Origin of the sequence: Cryomorpha ignava, from assembly GCF_010686655.1 — a bacterium.
GTDB classification, from domain to species: Bacteria; Bacteroidota; Bacteroidia; order Flavobacteriales_D; family Cryomorphaceae; genus Cryomorpha; species Cryomorpha ignava.
Genome location: NZ_JAAGVY010000018.1, coordinates 13100 through 33613 on the forward strand (window position 1 = coordinate 13100; position 20514 = coordinate 33613).

Sequence of the window (20514 nt, forward strand, 5' to 3'; positions counted from 1 at the left end):
CAACCGAAGGGCGTAAACCTGGCAGGTCTTTGACTTTGGCGATTTCAGTATTGAAATGACGCCGTATTTTCTTGGCTGTAAGTTCGCAATAGATTGCGGAGGCTAATATGAATTCGCTGTACTTGATACTCAACAGGTAATTGAATCTATCTAAAAACCAAAAACTAAAAACCAAAAACTCGCTATTCACTACTCACTCCTAACGCACGCGCCTCCTCCTGTGCCTCCACAAAAGTCTTGTGAGCAGCAATTTCGTTCTCCCAAATACTTCCGTGAAAAGCGGCACCGTGAAAACCATAATCATTTACTTCCTTAAGGCGTTGAACCGTAATGCCACCCAGCGCATAAATAGGCTGTTTAGCCTGGGGAATAATAATGAGTAAAGCGCGTTTGCTAAACCCTCCCGCCAGCGAGCTTCTGGTTACGCTGTCAAAAACGGGGCTTAAAAAGGCGTAGCTATAGCGGCGCCGGTCACTTGTAATATCTGTAAGTTTATGAAAAGTTCTGGTTACAATCAATTCAGGATTCATTTTGCGTTTTAGCCATAAGCGAAATGAATAAAACTTATTTCGCCTGCGGTGCTCACGGCTTAGGTGAATGCCGCCAAGATTAAACTGTTTAGCCAGGCCGTGGTAGGAATGCAAAATCATTTGACTGCGAAATTTATTCGGAAATCGCTGGATATAATTGGCGAGCTGTTGCTTATTCATCCGTGGTTTTCGGATATGAAAATGCTTTAAGCCGGAATCAAACATACGCACCACATCTTCTATTTCGGTGAGTTCATCGTCAGCCGATGATATGACAGTAATTTCCATATTACACCCTTATTTCGCTTAATTCAGAAATAAACTCCGGCCTTTTTTCAGCGCCGTTTCCAATAACCAGAATATCTGCACCAGCATCGCGAAGTGCCGCAGCATCTTTTGTTGTTTTAATTCCACCACCAACAATAATGGGAGTGGAGACCCATGCTTTTACCTTGGCGACCATTTCGGGAGAAACTGGTTTTTCTGCTCCGCTGCCACCATCTAAATAAATGAGTTTTAATCCAAGCATTTCGCCGGCAAGAGCAGTAGCGGCAGCAATCTCGGGCTTGTTATATGGAACGGGGCTTGTATTACTTATATACTGAGCAGTAGTGGCTGCACCGCAACCCACAAGTATATAGCCGGTGGGTAAAATTTCTAAACTAGATTTCTTCAAAATCGGGGCGGCAGCTACATGATTTCCAATCAGGAATTCTGAATTGCGCCCACTAATTAAGGATAAAAACAGAATCGCATCGGCACTTTCGTCTATATGAGCAGGCGATGAAGGAAAAAGAATTACCGGTATATCAGATATATCTTTTAAGGCTTTTACAATGTCAAATTTGGGATTAGCCGTTATTAGGCTTCCGCCAAAAAAGAATAGGTCCACTCCGGCACTCGCTGCACGATTTACAATATCGCTCAAATGATCGAAATCGCGTATGTAATCGGGATCAATAAGTTGTGCGATGAGCATCCGCCCTGCTTCCCGTGCCTGATATATATGTGATAGGATTTTCAATTTTCCGCAAAAGTCCAAATGTAATTTTATTCTATCACATAAGCCAGACTCATTCCATCAATATAATCCACAATGAGTTTATGGGTTTGCTTTTCACCATTTCTATTGGCTACAGCCAGTGCAGTATCGCTTACGGGATCATAGTGTTTAACCTCGATATGCTTAAAAGTCAAACCGGTGCCGTAGTATTTAAAAACAGCTTCTTTTATTGACCAGATAATGCTAAGAGATATTATTTCATCAGAGGTTTTTACCGTTTCCATATCCATATCATTCAGAAACCTAGCGGAAATAACTTTTAGTTTCGGGTCTGCCCACTGCACATCTATTCCAGATTTGTAATGAGAAATCTGAACGGCCACAACATCTTGCGAATGGCTAAAACTTATTTCGGGACCGTTAAACAGATAGGGTTTTCTTTGCGAATAAAGCTGAATGGCAGCGGGATAAATCCGGCAAAGCAAAAAACGAGAAGCGTACCATTGGTGAATTTTTTCGGGATGGTGAATCTGCTCTACCTGATCTGTCGGAAAGTCCTGCTCCTTTAAATTATCTCTAAAAAAGTCGCTGTGTTCCGTGGCTTTCCAGAGAGCTATTTCCGCATTTTGCAATGATCGGTAGTATAGTAGAGGCATATTTTTAAATCCTTTTCGAGTCAGATTAGATTCGTCAAATATAGTCAAGACGATTTTGTATCTTTGCCCCTTAAAATTTAAAAGCATTTATATACATGAGCAATTCTGCCGAAACGAAGAAATCACCTTATAAAGTAAAAGACATCAATCTCGCTGATTGGGGTCGGAAAGAAATTAGACTAGCCGAGGCTGAAATGCCGGGACTTATGGCTCTGCGTGAAGAGTACGGAAAGGAAAAACCGCTTAAAGGAGCGCGTATTGCAGGATGTCTTCACATGACCATTCAAACTGCTGTTCTTATCGAAACCCTTGTAGATCTAGGTGCCGATGTAACCTGGAGCAGTTGTAATATTTTCTCTACCCAAGACCATGCCGCCGCTGCGGTTGCTGCCGCTGGCGTTCCGGTTTATGCGTGGAAGGGAATGACTGAAGAAGAATTTAACTGGTGTATAGAGCAAACCTTGTTCTTTCCGAACGGCGAGCCGCTAAACATGATTTTGGATGATGGTGGCGACCTTACCAATATGGTTTTTGATGAATATCCAGAGCTTGCCGCAGGCATTCGCGGACTTTCTGAAGAGACTACAACAGGTGTGCACCGCTTGTATGAGCGCATGCGCAATGGTACGCTGGTTATGCCTGCTATCAATGTTAACGACTCTGTAACGAAGTCTAAATTTGACAATAAATACGGCTGTAAAGAATCATTGGTTGATGCAATTCGCCGTGCTACTGATATAATGATGGCCGGAAAAGTTGCTGTAGTTGCCGGTTACGGTGATGTAGGTAAAGGATCTGCCGCATCTCTTCGCGGAGCAGGTGCACGTGTAATCGTTACCGAAATCGATCCAATTTGTGCGCTTCAGGCTGCAATGGACGGTTTTGAAGTAAAGAAAATGATCGATGCTGTGCAAGAAGTTGATATCGTAGTTACTGCTACTGGTAACAAGGATATTATTGGCGGAGAACATTTCGAAAAAATGAAGGATAAAGTGATCGTTTGTAATATCGGTCACTTTGATAATGAGATAGATGTATCATGGTTGAATAAAAATCATGGAAGCACTAAATCTGAGATCAAGCCGCAGGTTGATATGTACACCATTAATGGCAAAGACATTATTCTTCTTGCCGAAGGCCGTTTGGTAAATCTTGGATGTGCCACCGGACACCCTTCATTTGTGATGTCAAACTCATTTACGAATCAAACATTGGCGCAAATTGAGTTGTGGAAAAATCACGATAATTACGAAAATAAAGTATATACACTGCCAAAATATCTTGATGAAAAAGTAGCACGCTTGCACCTGGAAAAGATTGGTGTAACGCTTGAAACGCTTCGCAAAGATCAGGCAGATTATATAGGAGTGGAAGTTGAAGGGCCGTACAAGCCAGAGCAATACCGCTACTAAGCCTTTTAAGATTATATTTTTTTTTACGCCCCGGCAATTTGTCGGGGCTTTTTTGTGTGGTGATATAAATGGAGATTTATACTGAAGAAACCCGGCAAGATGCCGGATAAGTAGTCCCCAAGTTAAACGGCTTGGCGACTGCGCTCGCCCACGCTCGCGTCCCGCGAGGGTGTCTTCATCTGGCGTCCCGCCAGGCTTGTTTTAACTAAACTTCGTGCATAAGTCGGCGCGGATTATTTCTTGGCTTCTTGTAAGGAATTTTATAGAAGGAAACCCGGCAAGATGCCGCTTGAGTCGTCCCCAAGCTAAAAAGCTTGGCGACTGCGCTCGCCCACGCTCGCATTGCGAGAATACTGGTCACCAAAAACCAATCACCAAACACCAATCACCAAACACCAAACACCAAAAACTAATTATAAATCCTCAATAAATTCGCATTTGGATTGTACTGTGTATTAAAGTATTGAAGGGGGCGTGTAGCTTCGCCAGAAACCGGAGTTCCGGTTATTATCTCAAATGTAGAGTGGCAGCATTCTTCATCTTCGGCTATGGTTCCATCTAAAACATTTACCTTGCAGCGTTTTTCTACCTGATAGGTACAGTGCCTGTCAAAAGCAGAAAATTCATCAATAGATGATCTGTACACAATAATTCCCTGCGATCCGCCATTTACATATACCCAGCCGCCGGGATTTGCCAAAGCACTGAATCCGGGAAGGTTAATGTTAATTGTTACGTCTGTGGAAACCCTGGGAACTTGCAATTCATCGCTGTTGTCCTTTTTGCAACCAAAGGCGACCGTTAATAAAATAAGAGAAAAATAAATCGTACGTTTCACGAAAGTTTATTTCAAGATGATAAAACGCAAAAATACATTCATTATTTCACTCTTTATCTTTTTTACTGTTTTTGCTGCTTCAGCACATGCACAAAAGCCGGAAAAGCAAAAATCGGTAGAGAAACAACGTAAGGAATTTCTTCAATTGCAGGATGACCGCGATGCAGAGCTTAGTAAAAAAATGGGTGAGGATCGTGAAAAGCATGTAAAGATACAGACCAAAGAAACACAGAAACGAATGAAGAAAAACCGCAAAAAGATGCGCAGACGCAAGGAAGGAAAGCATGAAAAATCATTTTTTGAAAGATTGTTTACAAAAAAACCACATTAAAAGGGGCCTCCTAACTTGATAAAAACGTGAAGTTTCTGTTTAAGGATTCATGCTGTAATTTAAAGTCTATGTGTATGTTTACATACCGAACAGCCTATTATTGAGCCGAAAAGGGTAACTCGATTTTTAGTAAAATGAGGAGTGTAATATGTTAGGATTGTAAGAGGAGTGATAAAATTCATTTGAACCGTTTCTCAAATGGTCTTGGTTAGGTGGGTTAAAAATCTATATATTTACCGCCTTGTTGCAAAAAAGTTAAAAATACGTAAACTATACTATATGTTGCGAAATCTCTACCTACTGGGTTTAGTATTCCTGTTATCTACTTCTTCTTTACTCGCACAGGTTGGTGCGGGAACACTAAAAGGGAAGCTTACCGATTCTGAAACAGGGGAACCCCTACCTTTTGTTAACATCGTTTTACAGAGCGGCGACCAGCAGGTTGCCGGTGGGTCAACCGATTTTGATGGGAACTACACCATCAAACCGATCCCGCCGGGATCGTATAATGTTCTAATCTCTTACGTAGGTTACAACGCTAAGAGAATTGAAGGAGTGATCATTAATAACTCCAAAATTACCTTTTTGGACATCGATATGGATTCTGGTATTAAACTTACCGAATTTGAAGTAGTGGAATATTCTGTTCCGCTTATTGATAAAGATGGAGGTTCTACCGGGGGTACTGTTACCCGCGAAGATATTGCGCGTATGCCCGGTCGGTCTGCTACTTCTATCGCTGCAACCGTTGGTGGAGTGCAGGAAACCAGCGGTGGAGATATTTCAATTCGCGGAGCCAGAACAGACAACACCTATTATTATATAGATGGAATTAAGGTAAGGGGCTCAAGCAACTTGCCTAAAGCCGCCATTGAAGAGGTATCTGTTTTAACAGGAGGTATTCCGGCCAACTACGGTGACGCCACCGGTGGTATTATTGCGATTACTACGCGTGGTGCCAGCAGCCAATACTTTGGTAGTATCGATGTACTAACATCGGGTTTTGCAAATGAAGATGGAGACGGAATTGGTCTCGACCGTTTTTCACAAACGCAGGTAGAAGGTGTTATTTCAGGCCCGCTTATTTGGAAAAAAGACGCCGAAGGAAACAAAGACAAACCTCTTATCGGATTTTTTGCATCAGGGAACTACAGGGACTTTTTGGATGGTCGACCGACCATTGGTAACTATAGAATTAAACAATCGGTAAAAGATCAATTGGTTAACAATCCGCTGGATTTTAGTTTAATTAATTTCGATGTTAACCCTTCCGCAGACGTTTATATTAATGATCAGGGTGAGTTAGTTAACGCAACGGTAGTAAGTCCTTCTGTTCAGGGAATTTCAAATTCTGAATTTCTAAATTCTTCAGATTGGGAAGAAGTACCTGCGAGACAAAATGATAGACAACAAGGAGTCTCGGCAACATTAAAATTTGATGTGGCTACAGCGCCGAATTTTGATGTGTCTTTCGGAGGTACATACGACTGGGAAAAAGATAATTTATACAACTATGAAAACAGCCTGCTGAACGCACAAAACAATGGTGAATCCACAGATCAAACCTGGAGAGCGTTTGGTAGATTTACACAGCGGTTTAACTCTGATGCCGTTCAAGGCGAAGAAGAAGGCCTTATAAAGAATGCGTTTTACAGCATAATGGTAGATTATAGCCGCAGAGAGCGTGTACGCCAGGATCCAATTCACAAAGACAAGCTATTTAATTATGGATATGTTGGCAGTTTTGAAACACAGACTGCACCTAACTATCGTTTTAGACAGGATACCTCAGCATTTGGATTTTATCAGGAAGGTTTGCGTGAGATTGCTACTACTTTTACACCTAGTGAGGTGAACAGCGATTTGGCTTCATATACATCTGCACTTTACAATTATTACAACGAGTTGGGATTTGTGCCTAGAACACTGAACGATATTCAGGCCGCAGGTGGTTTGATAAATGGACAGGCTGCTCCTAGCGTTTATGGACTTTACAATGCAATAGGTCGGCCGTATAACAATTATGCATTCTTTAATCAAAACCAGTTTCGAATTACAGGTTCAGGTTCTGCCGATATAGGCGACCATGCAATTACTCTTGGCTTTGAATTTGAACAATATACTGAGCGTAATTTTGGTGCCAACCCTATTGAGTTGTGGATCCAAGCTCGCGGTCTTGCCAATCGCCACCTTCAGGAATTTGATAAATCATCTGTTGCAAACCAGTTTGATGTTAACGGGACTACTTTCTTTACTTATGACCGCATCAATGATCTTGCAAGCCAAACTACTTTTGATAGAAATCTGCGGATTTCCCTTGGTATGGATCCCAATGGAAGTGAACTTATAAACGTCGATGGTCTTGATCCCGATGTTTTTGAGTTAGATATGTTCAGCGCCGATGAGCTTTTGCGTCAGGGTGGAACTTCTTCGCTGGTAAATTATTACGGGTATGACTACAAAGGCAATGTGCTGACGGGAAGCCGCCCAACAATTGTAGATTTCTTTAATGAAAGAGACGAAAACGGGGTGCTTACAAGACCAATTGCTGCATTTGAGCCGGTTTATATTGCCGGATACATTATGGACAAGTTTGCTTTTGATGACATTATCTTTAACGTTGGGGTTCGCATCGACCGCTTTGACGCAAACCAGTCTGTACTAAAGGATAAATATGTAATTGGTGATGCACGCACTGCAGGCGAAATTAGAAATGCCGATCCGGAATCAAATCTCTTCTTTGGAGAATTGCCTAATAATGTTGGCGACGACTGGGTGGTGTATGTAAATGACCTACAAAATCCTACCGCAATAAATGGGTATCGCGACGACGAAACCTGGTATAATGCACAGGGTGTTGTTATTTCTGATCCAAGAGCCATTAAAACAGCGTCTGGAATAGCACCTTTACTTCGCGATCCTAGTGCAGTTGGTGAAAATTTAACGAGCGATGCTTTCGAGGATTACAAGCCGCAAATTAATGTTATGCCACGGGTTTCTTTCTCTTTCCCGATTTCTGATGAAGCTGTTTTCTTTGCACATTACGATATCCTTACGCAAAGACCAACAGGCCAAAATATTACCAATCCGGCAGATTATCTGTTTATTCAGAACTTGGGAAATCGCGCGGTTAATAATCCAAATCTTCGACCTACCAAAACAATCGATTATGAACTGGGTTTCCAGCAAGTGCTTTCCAGGAGCTCTTCGCTCAAAATATCAGCTTTTTATCGCGAAACCCGCGATGAAATTCAGGCGCGAAGATTGCTCGAAGCTTTCCCGGTTACTTATACCTCTTTCGACAATTTTGACTTTGGTACTACAAAAGGACTTACACTTACGTATGATTTGCGTAGAACAGGAAACATCACTTTGCGTTTGGCTTATACGTTGCAGTTTGCTTCAGCCACTGGTTCAAGCGCTGGATCATCGCTTAACCTTGTAAACTCAGGCGAGCCTAACCTTCGGGTTATCTTCCCTACCGATCGTGATCAGCGCCACGTTTTTGTTGGAACATTTGATTACCGTTATGGATCTGGTAAAGATTATAACGGACCCACCATCGGCGGAAGCCAAATTTTTGCAAATGCCGGCCTAAATTTAGTTGGAAACTTGGGTACAGGTACACCGTATTCACAGCAGCAGCGCGCTACCGGTGAGGCATTTATTAATACCGCAGGTTCGCCACAGCTTGAAGGTACTGTAAATGGTTCCAGACTTCCCACTCAATTTAGAATCAACGCTCAGATTGATAAGTCATTTCAATTGAAATTTGGCAAAGAAGGCGAAGAGCAAAAACAAGCTTCACTAAATGTTTACTTACTAATTAACAATTTACTCAACACCCAAAACATTTTTGGTGTATATAGATATACTGGTAATGCTGATGATGATGGATATCTTGCCTCTCCTCAGTTTGCTCCTGGTATTGAGTCGCAAATAGACCCGCAGTCGTTTAGAGATATGTATGCGCTAAAGGTTGCTACACCATTTAATTATTCTTCTCCACGCACCATTCAGCTTGGGGTAAGATTAGACTTTTAATATTATTGAAATTCAATTATAAATAACTTATGAGAGTGTTTAATTACAGTTTATTAATCGCAGCTCTGCTCACAGTTAGCGTAAACTCCACTCAGGCACGAGAATATATGGGTCCGAAATCGAACTCAAATAAGGGTGTAAAAGCCAAAGCTGCCGGATGTTCACCCGCTCAAACACTTACCGAGTTTTTCGTAAATAACGTACGAACATCTGCGGAAACAGGCGGTAATACCTGGTATGATCGTGGAAATGGCCAGCCTTATTATGAAGTTCCGGCAAACGAAGGCAACCACGCTATTTTTGCAGGTGCCTTGTGGATGGGTGGTGAAGACCCTGCAGGAAATCTAAAACTTGCGGCAATTCGCTTTCGCCAAAACGGAAACGATTTCTGGCCAGGCCCACTTTCTGTTGACGGTACGGCTTCTATTGACGAAGCTACTTGTCAGTTATGGGATCGTTTTTTCCTCATGTCAAGGCAGATGGTCGAAACCCATAGATATTATTTTACACTACTAAACTCTGGTGTAGATCCAACAACAGATCCGCTATTTGAAAATGGATACCAGATACCGACAGAAATTTTGGAATGGCCTTCGCAGGGTGATGCCAACCTGGGTCAAAGCCCGACTATAGCTCCATTTGGAGATTTGCGCGATCCGGAAACCGGAGAGATTGTTACTACCCCCGGTTTGTATGAACCACTTTTGGGAGATTACCCGCTTTACGATTTAGATCAGGAAATTGATTGTAGAACCAGACTGGTAACAGATCCTGTTCCACTTTTTGGTGACTTTACCATGTATTGGGTATTTAACGATAAAGGAAACGTACACACAGAATCGAATGGTGATCCGATCGGAATGGAAATTCAGGCGCAGATGTTTGGGTTTACTACCAATGATGAGATCAATAATATGACATTCGTTAACTATGTATTAATTAACCGTGGTACCTTAACACTTGAAGATACTTATTTTGCCCAATGGGTAGATACTGATCTTGGAAATCCGCAAGACGACTTTATTGGTTGTGATGTAATGAGAGGTCTCGGTTATTCTTACAATGGAGATAACGATGATGAAGGATCGTCGGTTGGTCCCGGTTATGGTACACAGCCTCCTGCTATTGGAGTAGATTTCTTTGAAGGACCGTATCAAGATCCCGATGGAATAAACAATGCTTATGGTATAGGCGAAGGGCAAGCTTTAAATGGTTTAGGTTATAGAAATCCGCTTGATTCTTTATTGCCAAATGGAATTGATACAATTATTGACAATGAGCGCTTTGGAATGCGTAGATTCCTTTTTCACAACAATTCATCAGGTCCGGTTCCTACTCAGGATCCGCAAAATGCTGTAGAGTATTACAATATGATGCGCGGAATTTGGAAAAATGGTACGCCAATGACTTTTGGTGGTACAGGTTATAACCCTACATGCCAGGCTTGTCTTACCGCAGATTTCATGTTTCCCGGCGATACAGACCCACTTCACTGGGGTACTGAAGGAGTAGATCCCAACTATCCTGAAACGGGTGGATGGACTGAAGAGAATGAAGGAAATGAGGCCGGTGACAGACGTTTTGTGCAATCGGCCGGGCCATTTACGCTCGACCCGGGTGAGTTTAACAATATTACTGTTGGGGTAGTTTACGCTCGCGCCTCTAATGGTGGTCCGTTTGCGTCAGTTACCGAACTACTTCAGGCAGATGACAAAGCACAGTCTCTGTTTGACAACTGTTTTAGATTGCTCGATGGGCCTGATGCTCCTGATCTTACAGGTCAGGAACTAGATAGAGAACTGATTCTTTATCTCAGAAATACGAGTCCTTTGAGTAATAATAACCAGGAAAAATATACAGAACTAGATCCAACTATACCGCCGCAAAACACAGAAGGTGAAGCGAATGACCAGTTCTATAGATTTCAGGGATATGAGGTTTATCAATTGAAAAATTCCGGAGTTTCTGTATCAGATATAGAAGACCAGAGTTTGGCTCGCCGAATCTTTCAATCAGATATACGTGATTTTAAAAACGGTGGTGAAGCTATTGGGCAAATCATTAATTACGAATTACAGCAAGACATAGGATTGCCGGTTCCAAGAGAGATGGTGAACGGTGCCAATGAAGGGATTAGACATTCATATCAAGTTACAACAGATCAGTTTGCCTCTGGAGATACGCGCTTGATCAATTTCAAGAAATATTATTTTCTTGCGATTGCGTATGGATATAACGAGTATGAACCTTATAATCCTGATCCAAACATACTTTCAGGTCAGGCGAGACCATATTTACGTGGTAGATCAGGTGCTGTTGGCGATATTCAGGCTATCACCCTTATTCCTCACAAGCCTGTACCAGAACAGTTTGGTACAGTGATTAACGCTGAATATGGTGATGGAGTTCAAATTACACGCTTAGAGGGAACAGGGAATGGTAATAACAACCTTGTACTTACAAAAGAGACGGTAGATGCCATAATGGATGAGGCTCCTTTTAAAGCTGATCAACTTACATATGAGCCGGGCGAAGGCCCTATAAATGTCCGAGTAATTGATCCGTTAAATGTTAAACCGGCGAACTTTACACTTCGATTTTACAACGAGAAAGACCCGAGTGGAGAAGGTTATATAGGCGATTTTAATACTTCCAGCTGGTATATGGTAGATGCAAATAATCCTGGAGATACCATTTTTAGTGAAACGACTATTCAAACCCAGAGCGAGCAAATTGTACCCGAGTATGGTATATCTGTATCTGTTGGTCAATATGAATACGATATTGTAAACAGAGAATTAAGTGCTAACGAAATTAAGCGGTATCCGCTTCTACTTGGAAATAGCATTGAGTTTACAAGCGGCCCCGATGGCTGGCTGGCAGGCGTTGCTGATCAGGAAGGCGCTAATCCGCTTAATTGGATTAGATCAGGCTCTAACGTTGTTACTCCTGAAACTAATTCAGGTGACCCGTGCTTCCTTCTGCCTGATGGTACAACAGATCCATCTGTATTTAATGACTATAGAGGGATTGATAACGCTCAAATATTTGAAGATGTTGTGGGTGGTACATTTGCTCCGGCGCGTTTGGTTGCCGGGTATGACTGCGGTATTGCACCATTCTCGAACGAAGCTTCGGCAGCTGTAATTAAAGATGCGAAAGATCTCAGCTTAACAAAATCAGTTGATATTTTCATTACTCAAGATAAGAGTAGATGGAGTCGTGTACCGGTTTTCGAAATGCAATTCCAAAAGGAATTTGCACAGTTAGAGAAGAAGAAAATGCAGCTGCGTGGTGCTTTATCGGTAGATAAAAACGGTAGAAATCAACTTGAGCCCGGAGCCAATATTGATGAATGTACATACAATGGTGCGCAAGTGCTTACAGAAGAAGAAGTATTTGGATGGACCGAAGCCAAGCGCATGGCATTTCTTGCACTTGTAAGTGGTCAATACACCGAAATTCAAAGTGCCGATCAATTGGTTGGCTTGTCATTTGGAATGGGATACTTTCCGGGGTATGCTATTTCTCCCGAAAGCGGTGAACGCCTGAATATGGGATTTGGTGAAAACTCATACCTGTCTGGTGACAACGGAAGAGACATGTTGTGGAACCCGACTTCTAGAGTTACTACACAGCTCAATGATCAGTTTATTGTTGGTGGCGAACACTACATATATACTTTCCGCAACAAGAAATATGACGAGAGTTTGAAAACTAGTCCTGATCCACGTCAGGCGATGCCTGCTTATGATGGAGGTCAAACAGTTTACGATGTAATGACTGAGTTTGAGAAACCTACGTTCTCTAATGAAATTGACCGTTTGTATCGAGCATTTGCATGGGTAGGTTTCCCGCTTCTTGCCAACGGCTTTGAATTTTTATCGCCCGAAGAAGGCCTTGTGCCCGGTAATGTTAAAGTTTCGGCTCATGTGGCGCAGCCTTACTCGCCGTATGCTACCGTTAGAGACGAGCTAGGAGATGCTTCAATGCCTCAGCCGCTTCCAACTACGAATTACAATCTTAGCTCCAATTTCTGGTATCCTGAATACGCGTTCTCAACAGAGGGCAGTGAAACGCTTAGAAACCAAACAGAAGTAGGTACAACAGCGCTTGATCTGATTGATATAGTTCCAAACCCATACTACGCTTACTCGGCTTATGAGCAAAGCAGGGTTGATAATAGAGTGAAATTTGTAAACCTTCCTCCTGAATGTAAAATTTCAATCTTTACCATAAATGGAACGCTTATCAATGTATTTGAAAAGGATAATCCGAATACTTATTTGGAGTGGAATTTACAAAATGAGAGCTTTATTCCAATTAGTGGAGGTATGTACTTAATACATGTACAATCACCGGGTCTTGGCGAAAGAGTACTTAAATTCTTCGCTGCTACGCGACCTACCGACCTAAGAAACTTCTAAAAATACAACTACAGCGATTAACTGTCGAAATATGAAATACATTTCTAGAAATATAGTAAAAGCCTTTGTCGTTGCGACTTCATTGCTTACAGTTTCAACTGCCTTTGCAGGCAATCCCGATCGTGCAGGATCTGCCGGCGGAATGCAGCTTCTAATTAACCCTTGGGCGCGGAGCAATGGACTGGCTGGAGCCAATATGGCCGATGGTACACCCGTTGAATCTATGTTCCTGAATGTTGGGGGTCTCGCTTTTGTTGAAAAAACGGAAGTGGCTTTTACCAATGTAAATTATCTGTCAGGTTCAGATGTGTCAATCAATTCAGTTGCTCTGGCACAGCGAATTGGCGAAACAGGTGCAATTGGAGTATCGGTTAGTGCATACAACTTTGGTGATATCCGAAGAACGACGACAAACTCGCCCGATGGTGATGGCACCACTTTTAATGTGAATATGGTGAATATAGGCCTATCTTACTCCAAGGCTTTTTCCAATAGTATCTATGGTGGGCTTACATTAAAAGTGCTTAATGAAAGCGTTGCCGACCTTAAATCTACCGGTATTGCAATAGACGCAGGTATTAAATATATAACCGGAGACCGCGATCAGGTGAAATTTGGAATTACCCTTAAAAACGTTGGTCCTCCAATGTCGTTTAGCGGAGATGGACTTAGTTTTGATACTCAGTCACCTACACAAGAATATCCGCTTACGGCAGAGCTGAGAAGTGAAAATTACGAGCTTCCGTCATTGGTAGCTATCGGATTTAGCTATGACTTTTTACTTGCCGAAGATCACAATCTTACAGCGCACGGTACCTTTATAGCCAATTCTTTTACAGAAGATAATTTTCTGATTGGTGCTGCCTATGACTTTAAGAAAATGTTGTTTCTAAGAGCTGGATACCACTACGAGCCAAACATTACAAGTGACGAAGACAGAAGATTTGTGTATACTGGTTTTGCTGCCGGTGCTGGTTTGCAATTTGCCTTTGGAGCTAATAAAACACGTATAGCACTTGATTATTCTTACCGTGCTTCTCAGCCGTTTAACGGAACCCATGCAATTGGAGCAAGAATTCATGTCGGTAGTTCTGAATAAGATTTAAAATAGTTCTATCTTTGTATTAAATTGAGAAAGCCCTTCGTGGGTTTTCTCTTTTTTGCATGTATATACCTTTCCTTAATTCATTTTATTATGTCGCAAATTAACTACTACACAGAAGGTGGGCTAAAAAAGCTTAAAGACGAGATTCACAAGTTGAAAACTGTTGATAGACCTTCTATATCTAAACAAATCGCTGAGGCACGCGATAAAGGAGATCTTTCTGAAAATGCAGAATACGATGCTGCGAAAGAGGCGCAAGGGCTTCTGGAAGCACGTATTTCAAAATTAGATAATGTAATTGCAAATGCCCGTGTGGTTGACGAATCTAAAATGGATACGTCAAAGGCATATATATTGAGCAAGGTTAAAATAAAAAATCTCAATAATAATATGATGGTAGATTATCAGCTCGTAGCAGAAAATGAGGCTGATCTTAAAAGCAAAAAGTTATCTATTGAATCGCCTATTGGAAAAGGATTACTCGGAAAAGAAAAAGGTGAAGTAGTAGAAATTGAAATTCCTTCTGGAATAGTGAAGTTTGAAATTGTAGAAATTACAAGGTAATATGTCTTCAATTTTTACCAAAATCCTCTCAGGTGAAATCCCTTCTCATAAAGTAGCAGAGAATGACAAGTTTTTGGCCTTTTTGGATATTAGCCCCTTGGCAAAAGGTCATGTACTGGTTATTCCAAAGGAAGAGATAAATTATATTTTTGATATTCCTGACGAACTTTTAGGTGAGCTGATGGTCTTTGCAAAGGGCGTTGCGAAGAAAATGGAGAAAGTTGTGCAGTGCGAGCGGATTGGTGTAACCGTTATAGGATTAGAAGTCCCACACGCGCATGTACACTTAATTCCAATCAACTCGGTAAGCGATATGAACTTTGCCAAGCCTAAATTAAGCATTGAGGCTGATGAGCTGGCAGAGATTGCAGCAAAAATCAGAAATGCGTGAGATTAACTTATCTTACGTTTTGGATTCTGACTTAAAAATGCCTTCCACGAACCGGCCGATCCACTGGTCTTAGCCCCACCTTGGAAATAATGGCATATAGCTGCCGCTAATCCATCAGAAGCATCCAGAAACTCCGGAAGGTCTTTCATGCTTAGCAAAGATTGAATCATCTTAGCAACCTGCTCTTTGCTGGCATTACCATTGCCGGTTACAGCTTGTTTTATTTTGCGCGGAGCATATTCTGTATAAGGAATTTCGCGGCTTAATGCTGCCGCAATCGAAACCCCCTGTGCGCGACCCAGCTTGAGCATTGACTGAACGTTTTTACCAAAAAATGGCGCTTCAATTGACAATTCATCAGGATTGTACTGATCAATTAAGCTGATTACCCTGTCATAAATTATTTTTAGGCGCAATGCATGGTCAGCGTATTTGCTCAGCTTTATTACCCCTTGAGTTATCAAAGTCATTTTATTAGACTTGCAAAGTATTATGCCGTAACCCATAACTGAAGTCCCGGGATCAATTCCTAAAATGATGCGTTCTGCCGACAATATTTTACCTTTAGCCTCAAATGTATAAAACTGTTTCTACAGCGCTGCAAAGTAAACAAGTTAAGCTGGTAATTCCCGCTATTATTTTGGGAACTCTGGCTTACGTATTTTGGCGGAATATAAGCTCTTTTGAGATTTTTTCGTGGCAGCTCCTTCGCGATCATGCCACAGTGCTTATACTTATCACATCACTTACCTTTGTAAATCTATATTTCGAAATGCGAAAGTGGACTGCATTGATTAATTCGCCTGTGGTAAAACCAAAAACGGCATTTACAGGTATTCTTTTAGGAATGTGTTCGGGATTTGTAACGCCAAACAGGCTCGGTGAGTTTGCGGGGCGATCTGCGGCTCTCCCAAAAGCGGCGCGCAAAAAGGGTGCTCTAATGACTTTTGCAGGTTCAGGTATTCAGGGCGCCGTTACACTTTTAGCCGGAGCGATCGGTTTCATTTTTTATCCAATTCTTCCTCAAATAGCTTCTTTAGCAAAGCTATGGCCTCAGGTTTTTTATATCGTAATCGCCTCTATTGCCTTGGCAGCTCTATTCCTTTGGTTTAAAAAGCCGCTTAAACCCCATATCGCAATTGTGCTGAAGCATCTTAAATCTATAAAGACGCCTATCTTAATTAAAGCCTGGTTTTGGGCAATTGGCAGATACGCCATTTTCAGTACTCAGTTTGTCCTGGCCTTGTACTGCGTAGGATTTACCAGCGATATATGGATGTGCTATACCGGTGTTTTTCTGCTTTATTTCTGCCAGAGTTATTTGCCTTTTACAGCCATGGGCGAACTGGGAATTCGCGAGGTTCTTGCTATTTTTATTTTTGGTGCGTTTTTACCTGAACCTATGCTCGCTGCCGTCGCTTCTTTAATCGTATGGGTGGCGAATATTGGAATTCCGGTTTTAATGGGACTCTTGAAAATGAAACTTACTAAGACCAGGCTTATTGGAATCAGCTGATCTTTATGGATTGGCGTTTTTTCTAATCGCCGGCATTTTTGTGAGTATTCTGATTTTCCTACTATTTCATGGATGTCGCTCAAAGGAAATTCCCAGTGATAAATTAAACGGGCTTACCATTCTCATACCTTTTAAAAATGAAAAGGCCGTTTTGCCCCATCTGATCAAGCAATTGACCACTAAATTAAAGCTAAATCCAACCGTTTGCGTTTGGCTTTTAAACGATCATTCTACAGATTTGTCTGCTACCGATTTGGAAAAGCTAGAACTCCCTGCTCAAATAAAACTTTTCCCGCCTATTAAAGGGGTTACCGGAAAAAAAGCTGTTTGGAGAGAAGCAATAAAGCGTGTAGAAACAGAGTGGGTACTCATAATGGATGCTGATACCGAGCCGTCGGAATTGTTGTTTACTAGTGGGGTTAGGTTGATTCCAAAAGGAGCGAAATGTCTGCTTATACCAATTATACCGTCAAAAAGAATGGGTGCAATAGCGTCGTTTTTTGATCTGGATTTTTTGAGTTTGCACTTTGCAGGTCTCGCTTCCGCGAAAGCGAACAAACCACTTCTCGCAAATGCCGCTTGCATGTTGATGCAACGCGAGGCATTTCTGAAAAGCGCTAAAGAGCGCAATGACTGGTCAGAGCCTGGGGGAGATGATGTATTTGCGATGTTTGCAATTGCCAAAATGTTTGGCGCAAACTCTATTACTACGGTGCAGAATGCGAGTTTATTTACCAAAGTACATTTTCCGAAACAGGCTGCATCCCTGTGGTATCAGCGTTTGCGATGGATTTCGAAAACCGGAAAAATAAAAAATGCTTGGTTTCAATTTATAGCATGGACGGTTCTTTTTGCCCAGATTCTGTTTTTAATTGGCTTATTCTTTCTTTTTAAATCAATGGCTGGGTTTCTTACATTAGTTGCCGCTGCGATGATTATTATTGCAGAAATCGTTTATCTCGCTCTTATTTCCGCAAAATTGAAAAGACGGGATTTGTGGCCTTATATTTTGCCGGCAATATTTATTTATCCTTTTTATCTTTTGGCTCTCGTTATTTTCGGCACTTTTGCCAAACCAAAATGGAAATAGATTCAAAAGAAAACATTTCGCCGTCGAGGCTGGCATGGTTGCGCTTTAAGCAAAACCGAATGGCCGTTGCGGGGCTCTATATTCTTGCTATGGCAACACTTATTGCCATTCTGGGTGGAGCCATAAGACCAGATTCTACCAAAAATGCCAATAGTCAACAGGTATCACTTGCAAAAAAGGGAATTAACTTTTCAGTGAAAACACTCCAGGTGCGCAAAAACGCCGAAGTTGCGAATGAGGGTTTCCTCAAACAATTTTTCTTTGGAGGAAAAGAAAACCCGCACCGCATCATTCCGATTCATTCCTATTCTTTTTCGGGCGACTCTATTTCGGGATATATTTATGGGGGCACAGACCAGGCGAGGGGAGAGCCTTTTGCCTTTAATTTGCTCGATGTTGTAGAACCTATCGACATCGCAACCCTAAACCAGCGCGGCGAAGAAATCTTTGCAAATTCAGTATCAGGCGAAAGGATTTCAGCAACAAGAAGCCATCTCGAAAGCGAAATTCTTACAAACAACCTGAGCACCACACGCTATTTGTTCGGCACGGATAAGTTTGGTCGCGATATGCTTAGCCGACTAATGGCTGGAACGATTGTATCTCTTTCGGTGGGGCTCATTTCGGTTTTGATATCGCTCCTGCTTGGAATTTCACTGGGCGCCATTGCCGGATATTTTGGTGGTTGGATTGATGATTTTATTACATGGATAATTAACGTGGTATGGTCTATCCCCACTTTATTGCTCGTTATCGCCATTACATTCGCACTTGGAAAAGGGTTTGTACAGGTGTTTATAGCAGTAGGTCTCACCATGTGGGTTGAAGTGGCAAGGGTGGTGCGCGGACAGGTGCTTTCGCTAAAAAACATGGAGTATATTGAGGCTTCCAGAGCATTGGGATACAGCACTTTTAGAATTATTTCCCGACATATAATACCCAATATCATGGGGCCGGTAATCGTAATTTCTGCTGCTAATTTCGCATCGGCAATACTGCTTGAAGCTGGTTTGAGCTTTTTGGGAATCGGCGCACAAATTCCAATGGCCTCGTGGGGACAGATGATAAAAGATCATTACGCATATATTACCACCGATATGGCTTATCTGGCCATTTTACCGGGTCTCTGTATTTCTTTGCTCGTATTGGCTTTTATGCTGATAGGCAATGGCTTGCGCGACAGCCTCGATACACGATTTACGGCTTAAAAAAACAGAAGCGCGGTAAGAAATATTACAGACCCGATTATCATAAAGAAAAGGGTATAGGGCAGAATATCGCGCGCGCGCAAACCTGTAATTGATAAAAGTGGTAGCGCCCAAAAGGGTTGGATCATATTCGTAATCTGATCGCCGTAGGCCATGGCGAGAATGCTCTTGCCGAGAGGTAAGCCCAATTTTGTTGAGGCCTCTACAATGATAGGCCCCTGCACCATCCATTGCCCGCCACCACTGGGAACGAGAATATTGATAAAACCAGCGCTGAAAAAGGTGAAAATCGGATAAGTACGAGCTGTTGAAATGGATACAAAGAATTCAGAAATTCCCGATACAATTCCCGAGTGTTGCATTACACCCATAATTCCAAAATACAGAGGAAACTGAATTAAAATTCCGGCAGCTCCTGTAATTGCCTCGCCTACCGCTTCTGCAAATTTCGATAAACTGCCGTGTCCGATTAATCCAAACGCGAGAAAAATAAGATTTAGAAAATTGGGATCTACAAAGTTGGCATTTCCGTTCACAATAGAATTGGTGGCTACAATTGCAGCGGCCATTAATGCGAGAAAACCCAGAAATAAGGCGGGAAATTGATAATCATCAAACCGTTCAGCCCATCCTGATTTCATTCCGGTCTCGGCGGTGGAATGAAAACGCTTGAGCTGATAAGGAGCTGGCACGGCGTTTTTGCCGAGAGCATAAGCACTAAAGGGCAAAATAATTACAAGTGCCAGTGCCACGCTTATGTTCATTGGTGAAAAAACAGTTTCTGAAAAACCCACAATATCGGGCAACACAATTCCGGCGAATGCAGCATTGCCCTGCATTAAATTAGTAAGGTGTCCGCTTTCAGCCACTTTAATAAGCGAGCTTCCCGATATTCCGCCATGAAAGACCATTAAACCCACGTATCCGCTCGCGGCAATAAGCGGATAGTTGATTCTAAATCCTTTTTTGGTGGCGTACTCGGCGACTTTTCGGGCGAAAATTGCACCGAAAATTAAAGCCAACCCCCAATTTAAAAGTCCCAGTATAACGCTGAACGCTGTAACTATGGCGGCAGCCCGAGCTGTAGTTGTGCAGTAACTCGCGGCTTTTTCAATAAGGAGGCTCGCCGATTTTGTAAGCGCCAATACATGCCCCAATACTAAGATGAGAATCATTTGGTATGCAAAAACCAAAAATGGGCCATTCCAAATACCCCGATACCAATATACGAGTATATCAACACCATGATTTAAGAAACCCTGGTCTGTAGGTTTGAAAAAAAGAAAGGCTACCAGAAGCACAAAAAATGTGAGCCCAACGGCCAGAGTAAACGGGCTGGGCAACACATTGTGAAAAAGTCGTTCAAACTTTTGAGAGAACGACATTTAGGCAAAAATCA

The 20514-nt window shown here is 42.1% G+C and carries 16 protein-coding genes; 10 read left to right on the plus strand and 6 right to left on the minus strand.

The features are described from left to right. Nucleotides 1-182: 182 nt before the first annotated feature. The 3 genes from G3O08_RS10720 to G3O08_RS10730 are packed head-to-tail and all read right to left on the minus strand — an operon-like array spanning nucleotide 183 to nucleotide 2189. Nucleotides 183-818: a thiamine phosphate synthase gene (locus G3O08_RS10720; protein ID WP_163285367.1), complete on the minus strand. Its 636-nt coding sequence runs from the start codon at nucleotides 816-818 to the stop codon at nucleotides 183-185. Between the two features lies 1 nt (nucleotide 819). Then, nucleotides 820-1554: a geranylgeranylglyceryl/heptaprenylglyceryl phosphate synthase gene (locus G3O08_RS10725; RefSeq protein WP_239541159.1), complete on the minus strand. Its 735-nt coding sequence runs from the start codon at nucleotides 1552-1554 to the stop codon at nucleotides 820-822. Between the two features lie 26 nt (nucleotides 1555-1580). After that, on the minus strand, nucleotides 1581-2189 hold the full coding sequence (locus G3O08_RS10730) for a 4'-phosphopantetheinyl transferase superfamily protein (protein WP_163285368.1): 609 nt from the start codon (nucleotides 2187-2189) through the stop codon (nucleotides 1581-1583). A gap of 95 nt (nucleotides 2190-2284) precedes the next feature. Between G3O08_RS10730 and ahcY the strand changes: the two genes are divergently transcribed. After that, nucleotides 2285-3601 (plus strand): adenosylhomocysteinase, encoded by a 1317-nt coding sequence (ahcY, locus tag G3O08_RS10735; protein WP_163285369.1) that lies wholly within the window; start codon nucleotides 2285-2287, stop codon nucleotides 3599-3601. 409 nt (nucleotides 3602-4010) lie between these two features. Here the strand turns inward: ahcY and G3O08_RS10740 are convergent, their stop codons facing one another. Beyond that, nucleotides 4011-4439 carry a Rieske (2Fe-2S) protein gene (locus tag G3O08_RS10740; RefSeq protein WP_163285370.1) on the minus strand — a complete coding sequence of 143 codons (429 nt, stop codon included), beginning with the start codon at nucleotides 4437-4439 and terminating at the stop codon, nucleotides 4011-4013. Nucleotides 4440-4455: 16 nt separating this feature from the next. Here G3O08_RS10740 and G3O08_RS10745 point away from each other — a divergent pair, with 16 nt between their 5' ends. The 6 genes from G3O08_RS10745 to G3O08_RS10770 all read left to right on the plus strand — a co-directional run bounded on the left by G3O08_RS10745 (nucleotide 4456) and on the right by G3O08_RS10770 (nucleotide 15301). Beyond that, a complete protein-coding gene (locus G3O08_RS10745) occupies nucleotides 4456-4770 on the plus strand; it encodes a hypothetical protein (protein ID WP_163285371.1) in 315 nt (104 codons plus the stop codon). Nucleotides 4771-5049: 279 nt separating this feature from the next. Beyond that, nucleotides 5050-8814, plus strand: coding sequence for a TonB-dependent receptor (locus G3O08_RS10750; RefSeq protein ID WP_163285372.1), 3765 nt, complete (start codon nucleotides 5050-5052; stop codon nucleotides 8812-8814). A 35-nt stretch (nucleotides 8815-8849) separates the two neighbouring features. Next, nucleotides 8850-13241: a T9SS C-terminal target domain-containing protein gene (locus G3O08_RS10755; RefSeq protein ID WP_163285373.1), complete on the plus strand. Its 4392-nt coding sequence runs from the start codon at nucleotides 8850-8852 to the stop codon at nucleotides 13239-13241. A gap of 31 nt (nucleotides 13242-13272) precedes the next feature. Next, nucleotides 13273-14340, plus strand: coding sequence for a PorV/PorQ family protein (locus G3O08_RS10760; protein WP_163285374.1), 1068 nt, complete (start codon nucleotides 13273-13275; stop codon nucleotides 14338-14340). Between the two features lie 96 nt (nucleotides 14341-14436). Next, nucleotides 14437-14910, plus strand: coding sequence for a transcription elongation factor GreA (gene greA, locus G3O08_RS10765; RefSeq protein ID WP_163285375.1), 474 nt, complete (start codon nucleotides 14437-14439; stop codon nucleotides 14908-14910). A 1-nt stretch (nucleotide 14911) separates the two neighbouring features. Continuing rightward, nucleotides 14912-15301, plus strand: a complete 390-nt coding sequence (locus G3O08_RS10770) for an HIT family protein (RefSeq protein WP_163285376.1) — start codon at nucleotides 14912-14914, stop codon at nucleotides 15299-15301. A 2-nt stretch (nucleotides 15302-15303) separates the two neighbouring features. Here the strand turns inward: G3O08_RS10770 and ruvC are convergent, their stop codons facing one another. Continuing rightward, entirely contained in the window at nucleotides 15304-15855 is a 552-nt protein-coding gene (gene ruvC, locus G3O08_RS10775; RefSeq protein WP_163285377.1) for a crossover junction endodeoxyribonuclease RuvC, read from the minus strand. 20 nt (nucleotides 15856-15875) lie between these two features. Here ruvC and G3O08_RS10780 point away from each other — a divergent pair, with 20 nt between their 5' ends. From G3O08_RS10780 to G3O08_RS10790, 3 genes are read left to right on the plus strand one after another with little or no spacing between them, the layout of a single operon-like run. After that, a complete protein-coding gene (locus tag G3O08_RS10780; protein WP_163285378.1) occupies nucleotides 15876-16817 on the plus strand; it encodes a hypothetical protein in 942 nt (313 codons plus the stop codon). Then, nucleotides 16804-17907: a glycosyltransferase gene (locus G3O08_RS10785; protein WP_163285379.1), complete on the plus strand. Its 1104-nt coding sequence runs from the start codon at nucleotides 16804-16806 to the stop codon at nucleotides 17905-17907. Before G3O08_RS10780 ends, G3O08_RS10785 begins: the two co-directional genes overlap by 14 nt. Beyond that, nucleotides 17898-19115, plus strand: coding sequence for an ABC transporter permease (locus G3O08_RS10790; protein ID WP_163285380.1), 1218 nt, complete (start codon nucleotides 17898-17900; stop codon nucleotides 19113-19115). The genes G3O08_RS10785 and G3O08_RS10790 overlap by 10 nt, the downstream gene beginning before the upstream one ends. On the opposite strand, the gene G3O08_RS10795 is transcribed toward G3O08_RS10790, so the two are convergent. Further along, nucleotides 19112-20500, minus strand: coding sequence for a TIGR00366 family protein (locus tag G3O08_RS10795; RefSeq protein ID WP_163285381.1), 1389 nt, complete (start codon nucleotides 20498-20500; stop codon nucleotides 19112-19114). The two genes, G3O08_RS10790 and G3O08_RS10795, sit on opposite strands and share 4 nt — an antisense overlap. Nucleotides 20501-20514: the final 14 nt, after the last annotated feature.